The 20,141-nt window shown below is 72.3% G+C and carries 20 protein-coding genes and 1 pseudogene; 18 read left to right on the top strand and 3 right to left on the bottom strand.

Annotation, left to right across the window (positions count from 1 at the left end):
• Positions 1–579 (bottom strand): exonuclease domain-containing protein (locus AE652_RS12850; protein ID WP_049651442.1); only part of this gene is annotated, 579 nt, incomplete at its 3' end.
• A gap of 167 nt (positions 580–746) precedes the next feature.
• Between AE652_RS12850 and AE652_RS12845 the strand changes: the two genes are divergently transcribed.
• From AE652_RS12845 to AE652_RS12830, 4 genes are all read left to right on the top strand, one after another.
• Positions 747–1,301 (top strand): DUF4365 domain-containing protein, encoded by a 555-nt coding sequence (locus AE652_RS12845; protein ID WP_049651441.1) that lies wholly within the window; start codon positions 747–749, stop codon positions 1,299–1,301.
• Positions 1,302–1,333: 32 nt separating this feature from the next.
• The gene (locus AE652_RS12840; protein WP_049651440.1) at positions 1,334–2,497 is read left to right on the top strand and encodes a hypothetical protein; all 1,164 of its coding nucleotides are present in this window, start codon (positions 1,334–1,336) and stop codon (positions 2,495–2,497) included.
• Between the two features lie 88 nt (positions 2,498–2,585).
• On the top strand, positions 2,586–4,565 hold the full coding sequence (gene thrS / locus AE652_RS12835; protein WP_049651439.1) for a threonine--tRNA ligase: 1,980 nt from the start codon (positions 2,586–2,588) through the stop codon (positions 4,563–4,565).
• A gap of 146 nt (positions 4,566–4,711) precedes the next feature.
• A complete protein-coding gene (locus AE652_RS12830) occupies positions 4,712–5,272 on the top strand; it encodes an HIT domain-containing protein (RefSeq protein WP_049651438.1) in 561 nt (186 codons plus the stop codon).
• Between the two features lie 67 nt (positions 5,273–5,339).
• Here the strand turns inward: AE652_RS12830 and AE652_RS12825 are convergent, their stop codons facing one another.
• Positions 5,340–6,986 (bottom strand): hypothetical protein, encoded by a 1,647-nt coding sequence (locus AE652_RS12825; protein WP_159028441.1) that lies wholly within the window; start codon positions 6,984–6,986, stop codon positions 5,340–5,342.
• 195 nt (positions 6,987–7,181) lie between these two features.
• Between AE652_RS12825 and AE652_RS12820 the strand changes: the two genes are divergently transcribed.
• Positions 7,182–7,607: a thiol-disulfide oxidoreductase DCC family protein gene (locus AE652_RS12820; protein WP_234348356.1), complete on the top strand. Its 426-nt coding sequence runs from the start codon at positions 7,182–7,184 to the stop codon at positions 7,605–7,607.
• 32 nt (positions 7,608–7,639) lie between these two features.
• Here the strand turns inward: AE652_RS12820 and AE652_RS12815 are convergent, their stop codons facing one another.
• The gene (locus AE652_RS12815; protein ID WP_049651435.1) at positions 7,640–9,688 is read right to left on the bottom strand and encodes an elongation factor G-like protein EF-G2; all 2,049 of its coding nucleotides are present in this window, start codon (positions 9,686–9,688) and stop codon (positions 7,640–7,642) included.
• 254 nt (positions 9,689–9,942) lie between these two features.
• On the opposite strand from AE652_RS12815, the gene pgsA reads away from it, so the two are divergent.
• The 13 genes and pseudogenes from pgsA to AE652_RS12750 all read left to right on the top strand — a co-directional run.
• Positions 9,943–10,590 carry a phosphatidylinositol phosphate synthase gene (gene pgsA, locus AE652_RS12810; RefSeq protein ID WP_049651434.1) on the top strand — a complete coding sequence of 216 codons (648 nt, stop codon included), beginning with the start codon at positions 9,943–9,945 and terminating at the stop codon, positions 10,588–10,590.
• 16 nt (positions 10,591–10,606) lie between these two features.
• Positions 10,607–11,569 carry a phosphatidylinositol mannoside acyltransferase gene (locus AE652_RS12805; protein ID WP_049651433.1) on the top strand — a complete coding sequence of 321 codons (963 nt, stop codon included), beginning with the start codon at positions 10,607–10,609 and terminating at the stop codon, positions 11,567–11,569.
• Between the two features lie 51 nt (positions 11,570–11,620).
• Positions 11,621–12,805 (top strand): glycosyltransferase family 4 protein, encoded by a 1,185-nt coding sequence (locus tag AE652_RS12800; protein ID WP_049651432.1) that lies wholly within the window; start codon positions 11,621–11,623, stop codon positions 12,803–12,805.
• Between the two features lie 61 nt (positions 12,806–12,866).
• Positions 12,867–13,235, top strand: coding sequence for a 5-carboxymethyl-2-hydroxymuconate Delta-isomerase (locus tag AE652_RS12795; protein ID WP_049651431.1), 369 nt, complete (start codon positions 12,867–12,869; stop codon positions 13,233–13,235).
• A gap of 29 nt (positions 13,236–13,264) precedes the next feature.
• The gene (locus AE652_RS12790; RefSeq protein ID WP_049651430.1) at positions 13,265–13,810 is read left to right on the top strand and encodes a membrane protein; all 546 of its coding nucleotides are present in this window, start codon (positions 13,265–13,267) and stop codon (positions 13,808–13,810) included.
• 129 nt (positions 13,811–13,939) lie between these two features.
• The gene (pdxS, locus tag AE652_RS12785; RefSeq protein ID WP_049651429.1) at positions 13,940–14,851 is read left to right on the top strand and encodes a pyridoxal 5'-phosphate synthase lyase subunit PdxS; all 912 of its coding nucleotides are present in this window, start codon (positions 13,940–13,942) and stop codon (positions 14,849–14,851) included.
• Between the two features lie 96 nt (positions 14,852–14,947).
• On the top strand, positions 14,948–15,565 hold the full coding sequence (pdxT, locus tag AE652_RS12780; protein ID WP_049651445.1) for a pyridoxal 5'-phosphate synthase glutaminase subunit PdxT: 618 nt from the start codon (positions 14,948–14,950) through the stop codon (positions 15,563–15,565).
• Between the two features lie 89 nt (positions 15,566–15,654).
• Positions 15,655–16,413 (top strand): YebC/PmpR family DNA-binding transcriptional regulator, encoded by a 759-nt coding sequence (locus AE652_RS12775; RefSeq protein WP_049651428.1) that lies wholly within the window; start codon positions 15,655–15,657, stop codon positions 16,411–16,413.
• Positions 16,414–16,565: 152 nt separating this feature from the next.
• Positions 16,566–17,117 (top strand): crossover junction endodeoxyribonuclease RuvC, encoded by a 552-nt coding sequence (gene ruvC / locus AE652_RS12770; protein ID WP_049651444.1) that lies wholly within the window; start codon positions 16,566–16,568, stop codon positions 17,115–17,117.
• Positions 17,114–17,725, top strand: a complete 612-nt coding sequence (gene ruvA / locus AE652_RS12765; protein WP_049651427.1) for a Holliday junction branch migration protein RuvA — start codon at positions 17,114–17,116, stop codon at positions 17,723–17,725. The genes ruvC and ruvA overlap by 4 nt, the downstream gene beginning before the upstream one ends.
• A 53-nt stretch (positions 17,726–17,778) precedes the next feature.
• Positions 17,779–18,849 carry a Holliday junction branch migration DNA helicase RuvB gene (gene ruvB / locus AE652_RS12760; protein ID WP_049651426.1) on the top strand — a complete coding sequence of 357 codons (1,071 nt, stop codon included), beginning with the start codon at positions 17,779–17,781 and terminating at the stop codon, positions 18,847–18,849.
• A gap of 260 nt (positions 18,850–19,109) precedes the next feature.
• Positions 19,110–19,517, top strand: coding sequence for a preprotein translocase subunit YajC (gene yajC / locus AE652_RS43095; protein WP_053112055.1), 408 nt, complete (start codon positions 19,110–19,112; stop codon positions 19,515–19,517).
• A 147-nt stretch (positions 19,518–19,664) separates the two neighbouring features.
• Positions 19,665–20,141 (top strand): annotated as a pseudogene (locus AE652_RS12750) (protein translocase subunit SecD); the annotation flags it as partial.

Below are 20,141 nucleotides of genomic sequence, written 5' to 3'. Positions count from 1 at the left end.
GCCCAGCGCCGCCGGGTAGCGGGCGCCGATCCGCCGGGTCAGCGCCAGCGCCGCCGCCGCGTCCGCCGCCGCGTCGTGCGCCCCGGCCAGCTCCACGCCGTAGTGGGCGCACAGGTCGGTCAGCGTCCGGCGGCCCTTGCGGTAGCGGTCCACGTGCTTGTCCAGCACCCGCGGATCCAGCACCACCAGCCCGGCCGCCGCCGGCCCCCCGGCCAGCGTCAGCCCGTGATGACGGCGCAGCTCCCGGTCCAGCAGCGTCAGGTCGTAGGGCGCGTTCATCACCACCACCGGATGCCCGGCCAGCGCCTCGGCCGCCAGCGCGTGGGCGACCTCCGCCACCACCGCGCGGGCCGGACGCCCGTGGGCGCGCACCCGCTCGTCGGTGATGCCGTGCACCGCGCGGGCGCCGTCCGGGATCGGAACCCCCGGATCGGCGAGCCAGGTGGTGGTCCGCGCCGGTGCGCCCGGCGCGAGCTGGACGACCAGGGCGGCGGAGACGATCCGGTCGTTCTCCACGTCCACGCCGGTCGTCTCGGTGTCGAAGGAGGCGAGCGGGCCGGTGTACCAGTGCTGCTGCATGACTGCCCCTCAGACGAGCGTTGCGCCCGGGTGATACCCGGTTCTGACGCCCCTTCAACCCGTTTGGCCCAAGCCCGACCGGGGATCCTGCCCATGACTGTCCCGATCGAATCGACCGACCCGTCCGGACACCGGGACGGGCCCGAGCCGGGGGAGGCCACGGGGCGATGGCACTGACCCAGCCGCAGCCCGAGGAGGCGGCGGCCGCACCGCGGGGGAACCTCGCGGTCACCGCCTGCATGGAGACGTTGCAGGTCGGCTACCTGCACGCGGTCGCCGCCGCGGCCGGCTGCTCGCTCTCCCAGCCGTTCCCGGACAACGGCATCGACTGGCACGTCAGCCACGGCTCCCGGGCGCACGAGGTGGACGACGAGGTCACCGTCAAGATCCAGCTCAAGGCCACCCAGCAGGTCGCGCCCGACCCGGCCGGACCGTTCTTCAGCTTCACCCTGGACAACGACCACCTGCGCAAGCTCGCCCGGCCCCGGGTCGCCGTGCCGCGGATCCTGGTCGTGATGCTGCTCCCGCGCCGGGTCGACCACTGGCTGCGGGCCCGCCCGGACGCCCTGGAACTGCGGCACTGCTGCTACTGGGTCAACCTGGCCGGCCACCCCGTCACCGGGCAGCGGCGCACCAACGTCCGGGTGCCCACCGACAAGGTCTTCGACGACCGCGCGCTCTGCGACATCATGGCCCGGATCGGCGCGGGCGGCAGCCCGTGACGGCCCGGCCGCGGCAGGGAGGAACCGGACCCATGACACCGCCGTACCCACCGGGCGAGCCGGCCCGGCCCCTGCCCGACCCGGCCGCCGTCGACCCCGCCGTGCTGGCCACCCTGCTCGCCCGGCACGGCTGGGTCCGCCGCGGCGGCCCGGCCGCCCGGTACGGACGCTGGACCCCGCCCGACGAGGAGCCCGGCACCAGCCTGCTCGTCCCGGCCGGGGACGGCTTCGACGACGCCGTCGAACTCCTCACCGACGCCGTCGCCGCGCTCTCCCGCGCCCGTACCCCCTCCGCCCGCTCGATCCTGCTCGCCCTCGCCGTCCCCGGCGACGAACTGCGCTGGCACCGCGAGCCGCCCGGTCCCGCCGGGACCGTCTCCTGGGACGAGGCCGAGCGGCTCAGAGGGGCGGCCCGAGGGATGCTCGCCGCCGGCGCCAAGGCCGCCCGCACCAGGGCCGGCTACTTCGGAGCCCGGCTGGACGGCCTCGCCGGGGACTACCTGGACCGCGTCCTGCTGGTCGAACAGGGCGCAGCCCTCACCGCGCACACCCCCGCCCCCGAGGGCCGCGCCGCCGTCACCACCCTGGTCCGGGCCCTGGAGGCGCTGCGCGACGCGGTCGACTACCGGCGGGTCAGCGGCGGGCCCGAGGCCTTCGGGAACGCCGTCCGGGCCGGGGTCAGCCGCGAGCTCGTCCGGTCCGTCGAGGACCTGGTGCGCGACGCCACCGCCGCCCGGCTCAGCGTCGCCTGGTCACCCGCCGCCGGGACACCGGGCGGCTTCGGCGACCGCCGGATCGACCTCGACTTCTCGCCCGGCGACCTGCCCGCCCTGGCGGAGGCCGCCGACCTGCTGGAACGGACCGAACCCGCCATCGCCGTCACCGTGCTCGGCGTGGTCACCCGCCTCAAGCGCGCCGACCCGGCCGGACCGGGCTCGGTACGGCTCCGGGTACTGACCGGCGCCGACGTCCGCGAGCTCAAGCTCCGCCTGCCCGACCCCGACTACCGGCTCGCCGCCGAGGCCCACCTCGCGGGCCTGCCCGTCCGGGTCTCCGGCCGGCTGGACCGGCACGACGGCTTCCGCCGGCTCGTCCGCCCGCACGGACTGGAGCTCCGCGGCTGGGAGGACGGGGACCGCGAGCGGCTGCTGAAGTCGCTCGGAGAGAAGACGGAGGAAGGGGGAGAAGGGGCGTAGGTGGACGGCAGGGGCGGCGCTCTCGGTACCATCGTCACGCGCAGCGCAGTGTTGCGTCCTCTGAAATCCAGCACGTCAGGAGAGACCGGTGACGGACGTCCGGGTAATCATCAGCCGCGAACCCGATCGGGAAGAGCGCGTGGTGACGACGGGCACCACGGCCGCCGAGCTCTTCGCCGACGACCGCTCGATCATCGCCGCCCGCGTCGGCGGCCAGCTCAAGGACCTCGCCTACGCCGTCCAGGACGGCGACGAGGTCGAGCCGGTCGAGATCGGCAGCAAGGACGGCCTCGACATCCTGCGCCACCCCACCGCGCACGTCATGGCCCAGGCCGTGCAGCAGCTCTACCCCGAGGCCAAGCTCGGCATCGGCCCGCCGGTCAAGGACGGCTTCTACTACGACTTCGACGTCGAGAAGCCCTTCCACCCCGATGACCTCAAGGCCATCGAGAAGCGCATGCAGGAGATCATCAAGCGCGGGCAGAAGTTCTCCCGCCGCGTGGTCACCGACGAGGCCGCCGCCGAGGAGCTGGCCGCCGAGCCGTACAAGCTGGAGCTGATCGGCCTCAAGGGCTCCGCCGCCACCGCCGGCGAGGGCGCCGACGTCGAGGTGGGCGCCGGCGAGCTCACCATCTACGACAACCTGGACGCCAAGACCGGCGACCAGTGCTGGGGCGACCTCTGCCGCGGCCCCCACCTGCCCAGCACCCGCCACATCCCGGCGTTCAAGCTGATGCGCAACGCGGCCGCCTACTGGCGCGGCAGCGAGAAGAACCCGATGCTCCAGCGCATCTACGGGACCGCCTGGCCGACCAAGGACGAGCTCAAGGCCCACCTCGACTTCCTCGTCGAGGCCGAGAAGCGCGACCACCGCAAGCTCGGCAACGAGCTCGACCTCTTCTCCATCCCCGAGGAGATCGGCTCCGGCCTCGCCGTCTTCCACCCCAAGGGCGGCATCATCCGCCGGGCCATGGAGGACTACTCGCGCAAGCGGCACGAGGAGGAGGGCTACGAGTTCGTCTACACCCCGCACGCCACCAAGGGGAAGCTCTTCGAGAAGAGCGGCCACCTCGACTGGTACGCGGACGGTATGTACCCGCCCATGCAGCTCGACGAGGGCGTGGACTACTACCTCAAGCCGATGAACTGCCCGATGCACAACCTGATCTTCGACGCGCGCGGCCGCTCGTACCGTGAACTGCCGCTGCGCCTCTTCGAGTTCGGGACGGTGTACCGCTACGAGAAGTCCGGCGTCGTGCACGGCCTGACCCGTGCCCGCGGCTTCACGCAGGACGACGCGCACATCTACTGCACCCGCGAGCAGATGGCGGAGGAGCTCGACTCCACGCTGACCTTCGTGCTCAACCTGCTCCGCGACTACGGTCTGACCGACTTCTACCTGGAGCTGTCGACCAAGGACCCGGTCAAGTACGTCGGCAGCGACGAGACCTGGGAGGAGGCCACCGCCGTCCTGGCGAGCGTGGCCGAGAAGCAGGGCCTGCCGCTGGTGCCGGACCCGGGCGGCGCGGCCTTCTACGGCCCGAAGATCTCGGTGCAGGCACGGGACGCCATCGGCCGGACGTGGCAGATGTCGACAATTCAGTTGGATTTCAACCTCCCCGAGCGCTTCGACCTGGAGTACACGGCGGCGGACGGCTCGCGTCAGCGGCCGGTCATGATCCACCGGGCGCTGTTCGGCAGCATCGAGCGGTTCTTCGCGGTGCTGCTGGAGCACTACGCCGGCGCCATGCCGCCGTGGCTGGCTCCCGTCACCGTGACCGGCATCCCGATCACCGACGAGCACGTGCCGTACCTGCTGGAGGTCGCGGCCGAGCTCAAGAAGCACGGGATCCGGGTCGAGGTCGACACCTCGGACGACCGCATGCAGAAGAAAATCCGCAACGCACAGAAGACCAAGACGCCGTTCATGCTGATCGCGGGCAACGACGATGTCGAGGCGGGTGCGGTGTCCTTCCGCTACCGCAACGGCGAGCAGAAGAACGGCGTGCCCCGTGACGAGGCCATCGCCGAGATCGTTGATGCTGTGGCGCGTCGTATCCAGGTGTGAGGTGGGCCCCGCCTGAGCGGGGGTGATCCGAAAATTCGGAACGCGCACCGGAGGAAGGTGCCGTAGGCCCCGCGTTCGCGGGGTTGCGCGGGGCAGGCTCTCGATGAGTCTGCCCCGCGCGGCTTTGCAAGCCCCGTCGGGCGAATATGCTGATCAGCATGACGACTGAGCCGGAACTTCAGCGGGGCGTCGGCGAGCCGGACGGCTTCCGCCGCTTGTGGACGCCTCATCGGATGGCGTACATCCAGGGTGAGAACAAGCCCACCGGCCCGGCTCCGGACGACGGTTGTCCGTTCTGCTCGATCCCGTCGCTGAGCGACGAGGAGGGGCTGGTCATCGCCCGGGGGAGTGCCGTGTTCGCGGTGCTGAACCTGTACCCGTACAACGGTGGGCACCTGATGGTGGTCCCGTACCGGCACGTCGCCGACTACACCGACCTGGACGAGGCCGAGACGGCCGAGCTGGCGGACTTCACCAAGAAGGCGATGACGGCGCTGCGGGCGGCCTCCGGGGCGCACGGGTTCAACATCGGGATGAACCAGGGCGCGGCGGCCGGGGCCGGGATCGCGGCGCACCTGCACCAGCACGTGGTGCCGCGCTGGGGCGGGGACACCAACTTCATGCCGGTGGTCGGCCACACCAAGGTGCTGCCGCAGCTGCTGGCGGACACCCGGAAGATGCTGGCCGAGGTCTGGCCGCAGGGCTGATCCACAGCACGAGCGCAAGAGGGCCCCACCGAAGAGATCCCGGTGGGGCCCTTCCGCGTTCCGCGGGTCAGCCGGCGTTGAAGGTGTCGACGTCGTACGGGCGGGGGCTCTGCGCCTCGGACTTGATGATCGAGGTGCGGTTCTTGAAGAAGCGGTCGGCGTCCAGGTCGTGCTCCTCCAGGAACTCCAGCGTGGCCGCGTGGACGGCGGCGAGCACCGGGACGGAGGCGTTCTGGGCGTTGTCGACCATGGAGCGGTTCTCCCAGGCCCGGCCGGCCCAGATGTGCCGCAGCCCGAACGGCTCGGGCAGGCCGAGTCCGCCGCCGAGCCAGGTGAGCAGCCCGGGCATCCGGTAGAACGGGGCGCGGACGGCCTGGCGGACGACCTCGTCGTTGTCGATCAGGGGGAGCTTGACGGTGCGCTCCTCCCAGAACTTCACGGTCTTGGCGACCGACTTCTCCTTGTCCTTGGGCTTGTCGAAGAAGACGCCCTTGACCGGGCCGAGCGCGTAGCCGGACACGGTGATGTTGAGGACGTTGGCGAGCAGGGTGACGGTGACGGTGAAGGTGAGGACCAGCTTGCCGTCGTGGGTGATGAACTGGGTGGCGAGGTAGTGCCGGGGGCCGCCGGAGAAGGTCTGCTTGTCGGCGACGCTCTGGACGGCGAAGTCGCGCATCCGGTCGCCGTCCATGTCGGCGTTGCCGGGGCGGCTGATCTCGTCGGCGCCCTCGCCGATGTCGAAGACGACCCACTGCTTGATGGCGACGTTGGGCATGCCGCTGTTGGCGACGTGGCTGACGCCGAGGCCCTTCAGGTGGGAGGAGATCCGGCGGATCAGGTCCCAGGGGTGGAAGGCGCGGAAGTCGACGTGGCCCTCGGCGGGGGGGAGGGTGTCGGCGAGGCGCCATTCGCCCCAGCGGCGGCCGGCGCCGAGGATGCCCTTGGGGCCGGCGTAGTGGTGGATGTTGGTCTCCTGCTCGGCGTCCAGGCGGCCGAGCTTGTCGCGCAGGTCGGCGGCCTTCTTGTCGAGGTCGTCCCGGGGGACGGCCTTGGCGACGGTGGCGGCGACGGCGCTGCCCTCGACCAGGGCCTGCCAGCGGCTGCGCAGGTCCTTGGCGGAGCGCTCGACGATCCGGCGGGCGAGGTACCAGCCGATGACCGGCGCGAGCATGGTGACGCGCAGGTAGACGCCGATGAAGCCGGTGGCCGGCGGGCGCAGGGCGAGCAGGACGGCGAGGGCGGCGGCCGCGGCGAGCACGATGCCGCCGTAGACGGCCGCGTTCTTCGGGTTGTCCCGCTTGAGCCAGGCGCGGAGCTGGAAGGCGCCGAGCCAGACGAGGGTGCCGGGGAGGAAGAGCACGCCGGTGGCGATGGAGACGGTGCTGAGCTGCCGGTCGCGGGTGTTGCGCAGTTCCTCGGCGGCCAGGCAGTGCTCGACGACCTGGCGGGTGTCGACCCCGAAGGCCGGGACGAGGGGTTTGCGGGCGCCGCCCAGGGCGCGGGAGACCAGCGCCTTGCTGAAGGCCTCGCCGAGGTTGGGGCGGAAGAGCGCGAAGCGGCCCTTCTTCGCGGTGGCGTCGGTGACGGCGCCGACGAAGCCCTGGATCTCGCCGTCGCGGTAGGCGGTCGAGGAGAGTCCCTGGGTGATGGCGGTCTGCGGCCCGGTGTCGGTCCGGGGTATCTGCGCACCCGGGGTCATGTCGAGTGTGGTCACGGTGGCGTCCCCTCCTCCCCTTGTCAGCGGCAGGTTACCGTGCCGTGGCACCCCCGCGCGGATGATCGTCTGAAGTACCGTCACCGGAGGCCTGAGGGGCATGATGCCCAGCTTCGGGCGGGTCGATGCCCGCCGTGGGAGGGATGGGGGCGGTGGGGCAGGATGGGTGGTGGGAGTGACGAAAGGGGCGCGGCCGTGAAGGATCCGGTGCTGGTCTTCGACGGGGACTGTTCGTTCTGCTCGTCCTGCGTGCGCTGGGCGGAGCGGTACCTGCGGCAGACGCTGGCCTCGGGGGGCTGGGAGGCGGTGCCGTTCCAGTTCGCGGACCTGGCGGGGCTGGACGGGCGTGCGGGCGGGCGGGGCGAGGTGTCGGCGGAGCGGGCGGAGCGCGAGGTGCTCTGGGTGACGCCGACCGGCCGGGTGTACGGGGGCGCGCAGGGGGTTGCGCGGCTGCTGATGCGCTCCGGCGGGGCGTGGGCATATCTGGGCGCGGTGTTGACGGCGGCGCCGGTGCGGCCGGTGGCGGGGGTTGTCTACCGCTGGGTGGCGCGCAACCGGCACCGGATGCCGGGGGGTACGGCGGCGTGCGCGCTGCCGGCCCGGAAGCCCGTCCGGCCGTAGACCCGTCCGGCCGTGGTCGGGCGTGGGGCCGCTCAGTCGGTGTAGCGCTCGGCCAGGGCGGCGGGCATCGGCTCGTGGCGCAGGTAGGCGCGGGAGAACTCGGCGGTGCCGTGGGTGAGCGAGCGCAGGTCGACCGGGTATCGGACGAGTTCGAGTTCGGGGACCTCGGCGCGCAGCAGGGTGAGGCCGGTGCCGCCGGTCTCGCTGCCGAGGACGCGGCCGCGGCGGGCGGAGAGGTCGCCGAGGACGGCGCCGAGGTAGTCGTCGGGGAGCAGGACGCTGACGGCGGCGACGGGTTCGAGCAGGCGGATGACGGCGTGCTCGGCGGCGTCGCGCAGGGCGAGGGCGGCGGCGTTCTGGAAGGACGCGTCGGAGGAGTCGACGGAGTGCGCCTTGCCGTCGGTGAGGGTGACCCGGACGTCGACGAGCGGGTGGCCGGTGGCGACGCCCTTGGCGAGCTGGGCGCGGACGCCCTTCTCGACGGAGGGGATGAAGTGCTTGGGGACGGCGCCGCCGACGACGTGCTCCTGGAACTCGAAGCCGGAGCCGGCCGGGAGCGGTTCGACCTCCAGGTCGCAGATGGCGTACTGGCCGTGGCCGCCGGATTGCTTGACCAGGCGGCCGTGGCCGGCGGCGGCGGTGCCGAAGGTCTCGCGCAGGGCGACCTTGGGTTCGACGGTGTCGACGTGGACGCCGTGGCGGGTGCGGAGGCGGTCGAGGACGACCTCGGCGTGGGCCTCGCCGGTGCACCAGAGGACGAGCTGGTGGGTGTCGGGGTTCTGTTCGAGGCGTAGGGCCGGGTCCTCGGCGGTGAGGCGGGCGAGGGCCTGGGAGAGCTTGTCGTCGTCGGCCTTGCTGTGGGCTTCGACGGCGATCGGGAGGAGCGGTTCGGGGAGGTTCCAGCCGTCGAGTTCGACGGGGTGGCCGGGGTCGTGGACGGTGTCGCCGGCGCGGGCGGTGGTGAGTTTGGCGGCGCAGACGAGGTCGCCGGCGACGGCGTGCGGGACGGGGCGCTGGAGTTTGCCGAAGGGGCTGGTGAGGGCGGTGACGCGTTCGTCGCCGTTCTGGTCGGCGGTGTGGGCGGTGCCGGTGAGGTGGATCCGGGTGTCGGGGCGCAGCGTGCCGGCGTAGAGGCGCAGCAGGCTGATCCGGCCGACGTAGGCGTCGCCGGTGACGCGGACGACCTGGGCGGCGAGTGGGGCGTCGGGGTCGCAGGCGGGGGCGGGGCGGGTGCGTTCGGTGGGGTCGGGGAAGGTGTGGGCGATGAGGTCGAGGAGTTCGGCGGCGCCGAGGCCGTTCTCGCTGGTGGGGACGGCGGGGTGGAGGGTGCAGGAGAGGACTTCGCGGCGCAGGCCGGCTTCGAGGGAGTCGGTGTCGAGGGGGTCGCCGGAGAGGTAGCGCTCCATGAGGGTGTCGTCCTGGCCGGAGATGGCCTCGACGAGGCTGTCGTGGGCGGGGGCGGTGTCGGGGAGGGGGTCGGTGTCGCCGTAGGTGTCGCCGGTGAGGAGGTCGACGCTGCCGTCGGGGTGTCCGTCGTGGAGGACGGGCAGGAAGAGCGGGCGGAGGGTGTCCGGGCCGAGGTCGAAGGCGTCGTGGCAGGCGGTGAGGATGTCGTCGAAGCCGGTGTGGGCGAGGTCGAGTTTGGCGACGGCGATGGCGCGGGGGATGCCTTCGGCGGCGCATTCGCGCCACAGGGCGCGGGTGGGGGCGGTGACCGGGTCGGTGGCGGAGACGACGAAGACGGCGGCGTCGGCGGCGTGCAGGGCGGCGCGCAGGTCGGCGGTGAAGTCGGGGTGGCCGGGCGGGTCGATCAGGTTGATCTTGACGCCCTTCCATTCGAGGGGGAGGAGCGCGAGCTGGACGGAGCGCTGCTGCTGGTGCTCGATGTCCTCGTGGTCGGAGACGGTGGTGCCGTCGGTGACGCGGCCGGCCCGGCCGGTGGCGCCGGAGGCGAGGGCGAGGGATTCGGCGAGGGTGGTCTTGCCCACACCGCTGGGGCCGATGAGGACGACGTTGCGCAGGTCCTTCGGGCCGTTGACGGGGGGTGCCTGGCCGGCTCGTGCCGTGCTGCGATCGGGCATCGGGGTCTCCTCCCGTGGCGCCGAGGCTGTCTTTGGCAGTCTAGGGTCGGGTTCTGCGGGGCGCGTGTCGTAGGGGCCGGTCGGTGACGGTCCGTGTGTGGGTGGTGGCGGGGGCGCCGACCCGGCGGTGCGTGCGCCGGAGCGTGTCTCCGGCGTGGCTACGATGGGTGGGCCGGACGGGCTGATCCGCCCGGCCGTCTGCCGCGCGTTCCGCGCCAGGCGGTATCTGGGAGATCGGAGCGGCTGGGAAGGCCATGCTCAACAAATACGCGCGTGCCTTCTTCACACGTGTCCTGACCCCGTTCGCCGCGTTCCTGATCCGCCTCGGTGTGAGTCCGGACGCCGTGACGCTGATCGGTACCGCCGGTTCGGTGGCCGGCGCGCTGGTGTTCTTCCCGCGCGGGGAGTTTTTCTGGGGCACCATCACGATCACGCTGTTCATCTTCTCGGACCTGGTCGACGGGAACATGGCCCGCCAGTTGGGCCGGACCTCGAAGTGGGGGGCGTTCCTGGACTCCACCCTGGACCGGGTCGCGGACGCGGCGATCTTCGGTGGTCTGGCGATGTGGTACGCGGGCAAGGGTGACGACAACCTGCTCTGCGCGGTGGCGATCTTCTGCCTGGCGAGCGGTCTGGTGGTGTCGTACACGAAGGCGCGGGCGGAGAGCCAGGGCCTGCCGTGCGACGTGTCGGGGCTGGTGGAGCGGGCCGAGCGGCTGGTGGCCAGCCTGGTGGCGGCCGGGGTCGCGGGTCTGCACACGTTCGGTGTGCCGTACGTGGAGTGGCTGCTGCCGGTGGCGCTGTGGCTGGTGGCGGCGGGCAGCCTGGTGACGGTGTTCCAGCGCATGCTGACCGTGCGCCGGGAGGCGTTCGAGGCCGACCGAGCGGCGGCCGGGAGCTGATGGGGGGCGTCCTGCGGTGACGGACCGACTGGTGTACTGGGCGTACGCGCTGGGGTGGGGGCTGCTGAAGCACCTGCCGGAGCGGGTGGCCGCGGGGCTGTTCGACCTGCTGGCGGACTACGCGTGGCGCAAGCGCGGCAAGCGGGTGCTCCAGTTGGAGGCGAACCTGCGCCGGGTCCGTCCGGGCTTGGACGAGGCCGCGATGCGGGAGCTGTCGCGGGCCGGGATGCGCTCGTACCTGCGGTACTGGATGGAGTCGTTCCGGCTGCCGGTGTGGAGCCGGGAGCGGGTGGCCCGGGATGTCCAGGTGGACGGCTTCGAGCACCTGCGGGAGACGCTGGAGGCCGGTCGGGGCGCGGTGATAGCGCTGCCGCACATGGGCAACTGGGACCTCGCGGGGACCTGGGTGGCGCAGCAGGGCTACCCGTTCACCACGGTCGCGGAGCGGTTGAAGCCGGAGCGGCTGTTCGACCGGTTCGTGGAGTTCCGGGAGGGCCAGGGCATGGAGGTCCTGGCGCTGACCGGCGGTTCGGTGAACGTGATCGGGACGTTGGCGCGGCGGCTGCGCGAGGGCCGGCTGGTCTGCCTGGTGGGGGACCGGGACCTGTCGGAGGCGGGTATCGGGGTGACGTTCTTCGGTGAGGAGACCCGGATGCCGGCCGGTCCGGCGGCGCTGTGCCAGCGGACCGGGGCGGCGCTGATGCCGGTGACGCTCTGGTACGACGGTCCGGTGCTGCGGGGCCGGATCCACCCGGAGGTGCCGGTGCCCGAGGAGGGCGACCGCAAGGAGCGCACCCGGGCGATGACCCAGGCGATGGCGGGGGTGTGGGAGCGGGGCATCCGCGAGCACCCGCAGGACTGGCACATGCTGCAGAGGTTCTGGCTCGCCGACCTGCCGGTCCGTGAGACGGTGAAGGCGGCGCCCGCGGAGCGCGCGGAGGGGGCCCCGGAGCCGGTGGCCGAGGCCTCCGGGTCCTGATCCGTTCCGCCGTCCCGCCCGCACGACCGTCCGAAGGAGCTTGAGGAACCCGTGAAGATCGGCATCGTCTGCCCGTACGACTGGGACGTCCCCGGTGGGGTGCAGTTCCACATCCGGGACCTGGCCGAGCACCTGATCGGCCTGGGGCACGAGGTGTCGGTGCTGGCGCCGGCCGAGGACGACGAGGCGCTGCCGCCGTACGTGGTCCCGGCCGGGCGGGCGGTGGCGGTGCCGTACAACGGGTCGGTGGCGCGGCTGAGCTTCGGCATCCTGTCGGCGGCGCGGGTGCGGCGGTGGCTGCACGACGGCCGTTTCGACATCCTGCACGTGCACGAGCCGGCCGCGCCGAGCCTGTCGATGCTGGCCGCCTGGTCGGCGACCGGGCCGATGGTGGGGACGTTCCACACCTCCAACCCGCGGTCCCGGATGATGATCGCGGCCTCGCCGATCCTCCAGCCGGGGCTGGAGAAGATCCGGGCCCGGATCGCGGTGTCGGAGTACGCCCGGCGCACCCTGGTGGAGCACCTGGGCGGGGACGCGGTGGTGATCCCCAACGGCGTGGACGTGGGCTTCTTCGCGGAGGCCGAGCCGGACGAGCGCTGGACGGGCGGTGCGGCGAAGGGGGAGCCGGGCACGATCGGCTTCATCGGCCGGATCAACGAGCCGCGCAAGGGCCTGCCGACGCTGCTGGCGGCGCTGCCGAGGATCCTGGCGGAGCGGCCGGGGGTGCGGCTGCTGGTGGCGGGCAAGGGCGACGAGGAGGAGGCGGTCGCGGGCCTGGCGCCGGAGGTGCGCCGGCAGGTGGAGTTCCTCGGCATGGTGAGCGACCGGGACAAGGCCCGGCTGCTGCGCAGCGTGGACCTGTACGTGGCGCCGAACACCGGGGGCGAGAGCTTCGGGATCATCCTGGTCGAGGCGATGTCCGCGGGTGCGCCGGTGCTGGCGAGCGACCTGGACGCGTTCAAGCAGGTACTGGACGGCGGGGACGCGGGCGAGCTGTTCCCGGTGGAGGACGCGGACGCGCTGGCCCGTACGGCGCTGCGGCTGCTGGGTGATCCGGCGCGGCTGGAGGAGCTGCGGGAGGCGGCTTCGCGGCACGTGCGGCGGTTCGACTGGTCGACGGTCGGCGCGGACATCCTGGCGGTGTACGAGACGGTGACGGCGGGCCAGGCGGCGGTGGTCGAGGAGGACGTGCGCAGCGGTCGGCGCGGCCGGTTCGGGCTGGCCCGGGACTGATCCCCGGGGCCGGTGGGGTTAGGGTCGGGCGTCCGTACCACTGCGATCCACGGGGGCGACGATGCCGCAGATCTCCGTCGACTACTCGGCCGACCTGGCCGGAACCTTCGACCGCCGGGGCCTCGGCCTGGCGATCAACCGGCTGGCCGAGGCGACGATCGACGCGAAGCCGGAGTCCTGCAAGACGGTGTTCCGGCAGAGCGAGCTGCTGGTGGTCGGGACCAGCGGGGCGGCCGGCGACACCCAGGTGTTCGTGGAGTTCCAGATCTTCCCGGGCCGTTCGCCGGAGGCGAAGGCGGCGCTGAGCGAGGGCGTGCTGGCGCTGCTGGCGCGGTTCGTCCGGCCGAGGCCGGGCACCCGGCTGTTCACGGCGGTGAACATCGCGGACATCGACCGGGAGAGCTACCGGAACGCGACCGCCCGGGGCTGAACCGGTGACACCGGGTAACGTAGCGGCCCGTGACTACCTGGATCTGGGCCGGCGTGGCCGTGGTGCTGTTCGGCATGTACCTGAGTTGGACGGCCGGTCGGTTGGACCGGCTGCACGCCCGGATCGACGCGGCGCGGGCGGCGCTGGACGCGCAGCTGGTGCGCCGGGCCTCGGTGGCGATGGAGCTGGCGACGTCCTCGCTGCTGGATCCGGCGGCCTCGCTGCTGCTGCTGGACGCGGCGCACGCGGCCCGGCAGGCCGATGACGAGCAGCGCGAGGTGGCGGAGAGCCAGTTGAGCCTGGCGCTGCGGGCGGTGTTCGAGGAGCCGGAGCAGATGGCGGCGCTGGTGGCGGAGCCGGGTGGCGAGGACGCGGTTCGTGAGCTGACGGCCGCGGTGCGGCGGGTGCCGATGGCCCGCCGGTTCCACAACGACGCGGTGCGGGCGGCGCGGGCGGTGCGCGAGCACCGGCTGGTGCGGTACTTCCGGTTGGCGGGGAAGGCGCCGTTCCCGTTGGCGTTCGAGATGGACGATGCACCGCCGCCCGCTCTCACGCCCGAAGGGGCGCCTGCTTAAGGTGTCCCCCGGATACGGCCCGTTTGTCGTGTCCCGTCGTCCTGGCTGGACTTGGTGGCGCATGAGTGGGCCATCCGGTCTGCCTACCATAGGGCGATAGCACTGATTCATCTTCGAGTGAGGTCTCACGTGTCCACGACCCCCACCACCGCAGACCAGCCGCAGATCGGCACCGCCCGGGTCAAGCGCGGCATGGCCGAGCAGCTCAAGGGCGGTGTGATCATGGACGTGGTCAACGCCGAGCAGGCCAAGATCGCCGAGGACGCCGGCGCCGTGGCCGTCATGGCCCTGGAGCGGGTTCCGGCCGACATCCGCAAGGACGGCGGCGTGGCCCGCATGTCCGACCCCAACATGATCGAGGAGATCATCGAGGCGGTCTCCATCCCGGTGATGGCCAAGTCCCGCATCGGCCACTTCGTCGAGGCCCAGGTGCTCCAGTCGCTGGGCGTCGACTACATCGACGAGTCCGAGGTGCTGACCCCGGCCGACGAGGTCAACCACTCGGACAAGTGGGCCTTCACCACCCCCTTCGTCTGCGGCGCCACCAACCTGGGCGAGGCCCTGCGCCGCATCGCCGAGGGCGCGGCCATGATCCGCTCGAAGGGCGAGGCCGGCACCGGCAACGTCGTCGAGGCCGTCCGCCACCTGCGCCAGATCAAGAACGAGATCGGCAAGCTGCGCGCGCTGGACAACAACGAGCTGTTCGCCGCCGCCAAGGAGCTGCGCGCCCCGTACGAGCTGGTCAAGGAGGTCGCCGAGCTCGGCAAGCTGCCGGTCGTGCTGTTCTCCGCCGGTGGCGTGGCCACCCCGGCCGACGCCGCGCTGATGCGCCAGCTGGGTGCCGAGGGCGTCTTCGTCGGCTCCGGCATCTTCAAGTCGGGCGACCCGGCCAAGCGTGCCGCCGCGATCGTGAAGGCCACCACCTTCTTCGACGACCCGAAGGTCATCGCGGACGCCTCCCGCAACCTGGGCGAGGCCATGGTCGGCATCAACTGCGACACCCTGCCGGAGACCGAGCGCTACGCCAACCGCGGCTGGTAACCACCCGCAGTTTCCGAGCCGGCCCGCCGCAGCGCCTCGGCGCGCGGCGGGCCGCGCCACGTAGTCCGTCGTAACGATCGATAGAGGTTGAAGACCGTGAGCACTCCTGTCATCGGCGTCCTCGCCCTCCAGGGCGACGTCCGCGAGCACCTGGTGGCGCTGGCCGAGGCCGACGCGCTCGCCCGTCCGGTGCGCCGCGCCGAGGAGCTGGCCGAGGTCGACGCGCTGGTGATCCCCGGCGGCGAGTCCACCACCATGTCCAAGCTGGCGCTGCTGTTCGGCGTGATGGAGCCGCTGCGCGAGCGGGTCGCCGACGGGATGCCGGTCTACGGCACCTGCGCGGGCATGATCATGCTGGCGGACAAGATCCTGGACGGCCGCGACGACCAGCAGACCGTCGGCGGCATCGACATGACGGTGCGCCGCAACGCCTTCGGCCGCCAGAACGAGTCCTTCGAGTCCGGGATCGAGTTCGCGGGCCTGGACGACGCGCCGGTGCACGGCGTCTTCATCCGCGCCCCCTGGGTCGAGGGGGTCGGCGCGGGCGTCAAGGTGCTGGCCGAGCTGCCCGCCGCGGACGGCCCGGAGAGCCGGATCGTCGCCGTGCGCCAGGGCAACCTGCTGGCCACCTCCTTCCACCCGGAGCTGACCGGCGACCACCGGGTCCACGCGTACTTCGTGCGGATGGTCGAGGAGCACCTCGCCGGTCGGTAGACCGCCGCCCACCGTGTGCGCCCCACCGCCGGCGACACCGGTAAGATCTCATCTGTTCATTTCCCTTTGGCGACGTAAAGGAGCTGGCGATGTCCGGCCACTCTAAGTGGGCTACCACCAAGCACAAGAAGGCCGTGATCGACGCCAAGCGCGGCAAGCTCTTCGCCAAGATGATCAAGAACATCGAGGTGGCGGCGCGCACCGGCGGACCCGACCCGGCGGGCAACCCGACCCTCTACGACGCCATCCAGAAGGCGAAGAAGAGCTCGGTCCCGATCGACAACATCAACCGCGCCGTCAAGCGCGGTGGCGGTCTGGAGGCCGGCGGCGCCGACTACCAGACCATCATGTACGAGGGCTACGGCCCGAACGGTGTCGCGGTCCTGATCGAGTGCCTCACCGACAACCGCAACCGCGCCGCCTCCGACGTGCGCGTCGCGATGACCCGCAACGGCGGCTCGATGGCCGACCCGGGCTCGGTCTCCTACCTGTTCACCCGCAAGGGTGTCGTCATCGTCCCCAAGGCCGACGGCGTGGACGAGGACAAGCTGTTCGAGGTCGTCCTGGACCAGGAGCCGGAGGAGATCAACGACCTCGGCGACTCGTTCGAGATCGTCTCCGAGGCCTCGAAGATGGTCGCCGTGCGCACCGCGCTGGTCGACGCCGGCGTCGACTACGACTCGGCCGAGGCCAACTTCCTCCCCAGCATGCAGGTCGAGCTGGACGTCGACGGCGCCCGCAAGATCCTGAAGCTGATCGACGCGCTCGAGGACAGCGACGACGTGCAGAACGTCTTCGCCAACTTCGACATCTCCGACGAGGTCGGCGCGCAGCTCGACGCCGAGTGATCACCGCCCAGTGATCGTCGGTGGGTGATCGATCCCACTGCCCGGCCCGGTGGTCCCTGGACCACCGGGCCGGTGTCGTCGGCGGGGTTGTCGGACCCGGGCGGTAGCCTGCGGAGGTCCTTCGTGGCGAGTGGCAGGGAGACGGGCGAGTGGTGCGGGTACTGGGCGTGGACCCGGGGCTGACCAGGTGCGGGGTCGGCGTGGTCGAGGGCGCGCCGGGCCGGCCGCTGCGGATGGCCGGGGTCGGTGTGGTGCGCACCCCCGCCGAGGCGGAGATCGGGGAGCGGCTGCTCCAGGTCGAGCAGGGCATCGAGGCCTGGCTGGACGAGCACCGGCCCGACCTGGTCGCCGTCGAGCGGGTCTTCGCCCAGCACAACGTCCGCACCGTGATGGGCACCGCCCAGGCCAGCGCCGTCGCGATGCTCTGCGCCACCCGGCGCGGCATCCCCGTCACCCTGCACACCCCCAGCGAGGTCAAGGCCGCCGTCACCGGCTCCGGCCGGGCCGACAAGGCGCAGGTCACCGCCATGGTGCAGCGCCTGCTGCGGCTGGACGCGCCGCCCAAGCCCGCCGACGCCGCCGACGCGCTGGCGCTGGCCATCTGCCACATCTGGCGCGGCGGGGCGACCAACCGGCTGGAGGCCGCCGTCCGGGCCGCCCGCGCCACCTCCCGCTCCACTCCTCCGAAAGGCACCGTCCGATGATCGCCTTCGTGCAAGGGCCCGTGGCGGCCATCTCCTCCGGGATCGCGGTGGTCGAGGTCGGCGGGGTCGGCATGGCCGTGCAGTGCACCCCGAACACCCTGGCCGGGCTGCGGCTGGGCGAGCCGGCCCGGCTGGCCACCTCGCTGGTGGTCCGGGAGGACTCGCTGACCCTGTTCGGCTTCGCGGACGACGACGAGCGCGCCGTGTTCGAGATCCTCCAGGCCGCGCCCGGCGTCGGCCCCAAGCTGGCGCAGGCGATCCTGGGCGTGCACAGCCCCGACGCGCTGCGCGCCGCGATCGCGGGCGGCGACGAGAAGGCGCTGGTCGCGGTGCCGGGCATCGGCAAGGCCAAGGCGGCCAAGCTGCTGCTGGAGTACAAGGACAAGCTCGGCGCCCCGCACGGGGCGGTGCCCGCGCAGAAGCCGGTCGCGAGCGGCCCGGCGCCGTGGAGCGAGCAGCTGCACTCCGCGCTGACCGGCCTCGGCTACGCCCCGCGCGAGGCGGACGAGGCGGTCGCGGCCGTCACGCCGGAGGCCGAGGCGCAGGCGGTGACGGACGTCGGCGCCCTGCTCAGGCTCGCCCTGCGCGGCCTCAACCGCGCCCGCTGACCAACTGACGATCTGTCCTTTTGTCGACACCGGAGACTCTGGAGCCCGCGACGATGTACGACCCGGAACCCACCGACCGGCTGGTCACGGCCGCCGCCGACGGTGAGGACCAGGCGGTGGAGGCGGCGCTGCGCCCCAAGCTGCTGGACGAGTTCATCGGCCAGGAGCGGGTGCGCGAGCAGCTGTCGCTGGTGCTCCAGGCCGCCCGCCAGCGCGGCAGCGCACCCGACCACGTGCTGCTGAGCGGCCCGCCCGGGCTCGGCAAGACCACCCTGTCCATGATCATTGCCGCCGAGCTGGGCGCCCCGATCCGGATCACCTCCGGCCCGGCCATCCAGCACGCGGGGGACCTCGCGGCGATCCTCTCCTCGCTCACCGAGGGCGAGGTGCTCTTCCTCGACGAGATCCACCGGATGTCCCGGCCGGCCGAGGAGATGCTCTACATGGCGATGGAGGACTTCCGGGTCGACGTGATCGTCGGCAAGGGCCCGGGCGCCACCGCCATCCCGCTGGAGCTGCCGCCCTTCACCCTGGTCGGCGCCACCACCCGGGCCGGCCTGCTGCCGCCCCCGCTGCGCGACCGCTTCGGCTTCACCGGGCACATGGAGTTCTACGCCCCGGCCGAGCTCCAGCGGGTGGTGCACCGCTCGGCCGCGCTGCTGGACGTGGAGATAGACCCGGCCGGCGCGGCCGAGATCGCCGGGCGCTCGCGCGGCACCCCGCGCATCGCCAACCGGCTGCTGCGCCGGGTCCGCGACTACGCCCAGGTCCGGCACGACGGCGTGGTCGACGCCGGGATCGCCGCCCAGGCGCTGGACGTCTACGAGGTGGACGCCCGCGGGCTGGACCGGCTGGACCGCGCGGTGCTGGACGCGCTGCTGCGGCTGTTCGGCGGCGGTCCGGTCGGTTTGTCGACACTGGCGGTCGCCGTGGGTGAGGAGTCGGAGACGGTCGAGGAGGTCGCCGAGCCCTTCCTGGTCCGCGAGGGCCTGCTCGCCCGCACCCCGCGCGGCCGGATCGCCACCGCGGCCGCCTGGCAGCACCTCGGCCTGACCCCGCCGGTCCAGACCACTCGCGGGCGTGTTCCGGCGCAGTCGGAGCTGTTCCCCGCCGACGAAAGTTGACCGCCATCGGCTGAACGGGTGAGTCGGGCCGGTCGGTTCCCGGCCGGTGCTCCCGTGGTGGCGCACGGGAGAGCCGGGAGTGGCGTCCGGGGAAACTGTGCAGGCGGAGGGTCGCCACTTTCGGCGGCATGATGCGATGCTTGGCGTTGTCCGATCGATTCGGGGTCGCCTAGACTCCGCCGGACCGCCCCTCTCACCTGACGGGCCGACCAATACCACACAGGCCGCCGGCCGGCGGCCCGTAAAGGACCCTGGCTGCAGTGAACCTCATCATCCTTCTCCTCCCGATCATCGCGATCGTGCTCATGTTCCGGTCGCAGAAGAAGCGCCAGTCGCAGATGCAGCAGATGCAGACGGCGCTGGAGCCGGGGGCCGGTGTGCGCACCATCGGCGGTCTGTACGCCCAGGTGAAGGCGGTCAACGACGAGACCGTCGAGCTGGAGATCGCGCCCGGCGTGGTCACCCACTTCACCAAGAGCGCCATCGCGGCCGTCCTGGACCCCCAGGAGTACGACGCGATCATCAACGGCCGCCCCGCCGATGACGAGCTGCCCGAGCCGGAGGCCGAGGAGGCCGACGCCGAGCCGGTCGAGGACAAGCCGCTGTCGCTCTCCAAGGACAGCGCCGAGAAGGGCGACGTCGAGGGCGGGGCTCCCGCGAGCAAGTAGTACGGACGGGCAACCCGCCCGGCCGCGCGGCACAGTGCCGCGAGCCCACAGGACCTCAGGGCCGCAGAACCGCCGGACCCCTGTCCCGCCACGAGCCGGACGGGGGTCCGGTCGGGGAAGTGGCATGGACAGGGAGAAACGAGCAAGGTGGCAACACCCAAGTCGCGCCCGCGCGACGGCTACCCAGGGCGGGCGCTGGCCCTCATCCTGGTCGTCACCGTCGGACTGGTCGCCCTCATGTTCGGGACGGGCACCACCAAGCCCCGGCTCGGGATCGATCTCGCCGGTGGCACCAGCATCACGCTGACCGCGAAGTCGACCGACCCCAAGGCGATCACCAAGTCCAACATGGACATCGCCACCGGGATCATCGAGCGCCGCGTCAACGGTATGGGTGTCTCCGAGGCGGAGGTCCAGACCCAGGGCGACAACACGATCATCGTGAACATCCCCAAGGGCGGGAACCAGCAGAACGCGGCGGACCAGGTGGGTACCACCGCCAAGCTGTTCTTCCGTCCGGTCCTGGCCGTGGCGCCCAGCGGCGTCACCGCCCCGGCTCCCACGGGCACCCCGTCCGCCGCCGCCACCGGCACCCACCGGAGCCTGCCCGTCGCCCCCGCCGAA

Origin of the sequence: Kitasatospora sp. MY 5-36 (genome assembly GCF_001182915.1) — a bacterium.
In the GTDB taxonomy this organism is placed as follows: domain Bacteria; phylum Actinomycetota; class Actinomycetes; order Streptomycetales; family Streptomycetaceae; genus Kitasatospora.
This window is presented reverse-complemented; position numbering and strand designations above follow the sequence as displayed.

Excerpts from the sequence above, each read along its gene's own strand:
- AE652_RS12830 (WP_049651438.1), top strand. The coding sequence starts at position 4,712 with ATGCTGATCAGCATGACGACTGAGCCGGAACTTCAGCGGGGCGTCGGC.
- AE652_RS12845 (WP_049651441.1), top strand. The coding sequence starts at position 747 with ATGGCACTGACCCAGCCGCAGCCCGAGGAGGCGGCGGCCGCACCGCGG.
- AE652_RS12795 (WP_049651431.1), top strand. The coding sequence starts at position 12,867 with ATGCCGCAGATCTCCGTCGACTACTCGGCCGACCTGGCCGGAACCTTC.
- ruvB (WP_049651426.1), top strand. The coding sequence starts at position 17,779 with ATGTACGACCCGGAACCCACCGACCGGCTGGTCACGGCCGCCGCCGAC.
- AE652_RS12815 (WP_049651435.1), bottom strand. The coding sequence starts at position 9,688 with ATGCCCGATCGCAGCACGGCACGAGCCGGCCAGGCACCCCCCGTCAAC.
- AE652_RS12775 (WP_049651428.1), top strand. The coding sequence starts at position 15,655 with ATGTCCGGCCACTCTAAGTGGGCTACCACCAAGCACAAGAAGGCCGTG.
- pgsA (WP_049651434.1), top strand. The coding sequence starts at position 9,943 with ATGCTCAACAAATACGCGCGTGCCTTCTTCACACGTGTCCTGACCCCG.
- ruvA (WP_049651427.1), top strand. The coding sequence starts at position 17,114 with ATGATCGCCTTCGTGCAAGGGCCCGTGGCGGCCATCTCCTCCGGGATC.
- AE652_RS12840 (WP_049651440.1), top strand. The coding sequence starts at position 1,334 with ATGACACCGCCGTACCCACCGGGCGAGCCGGCCCGGCCCCTGCCCGAC.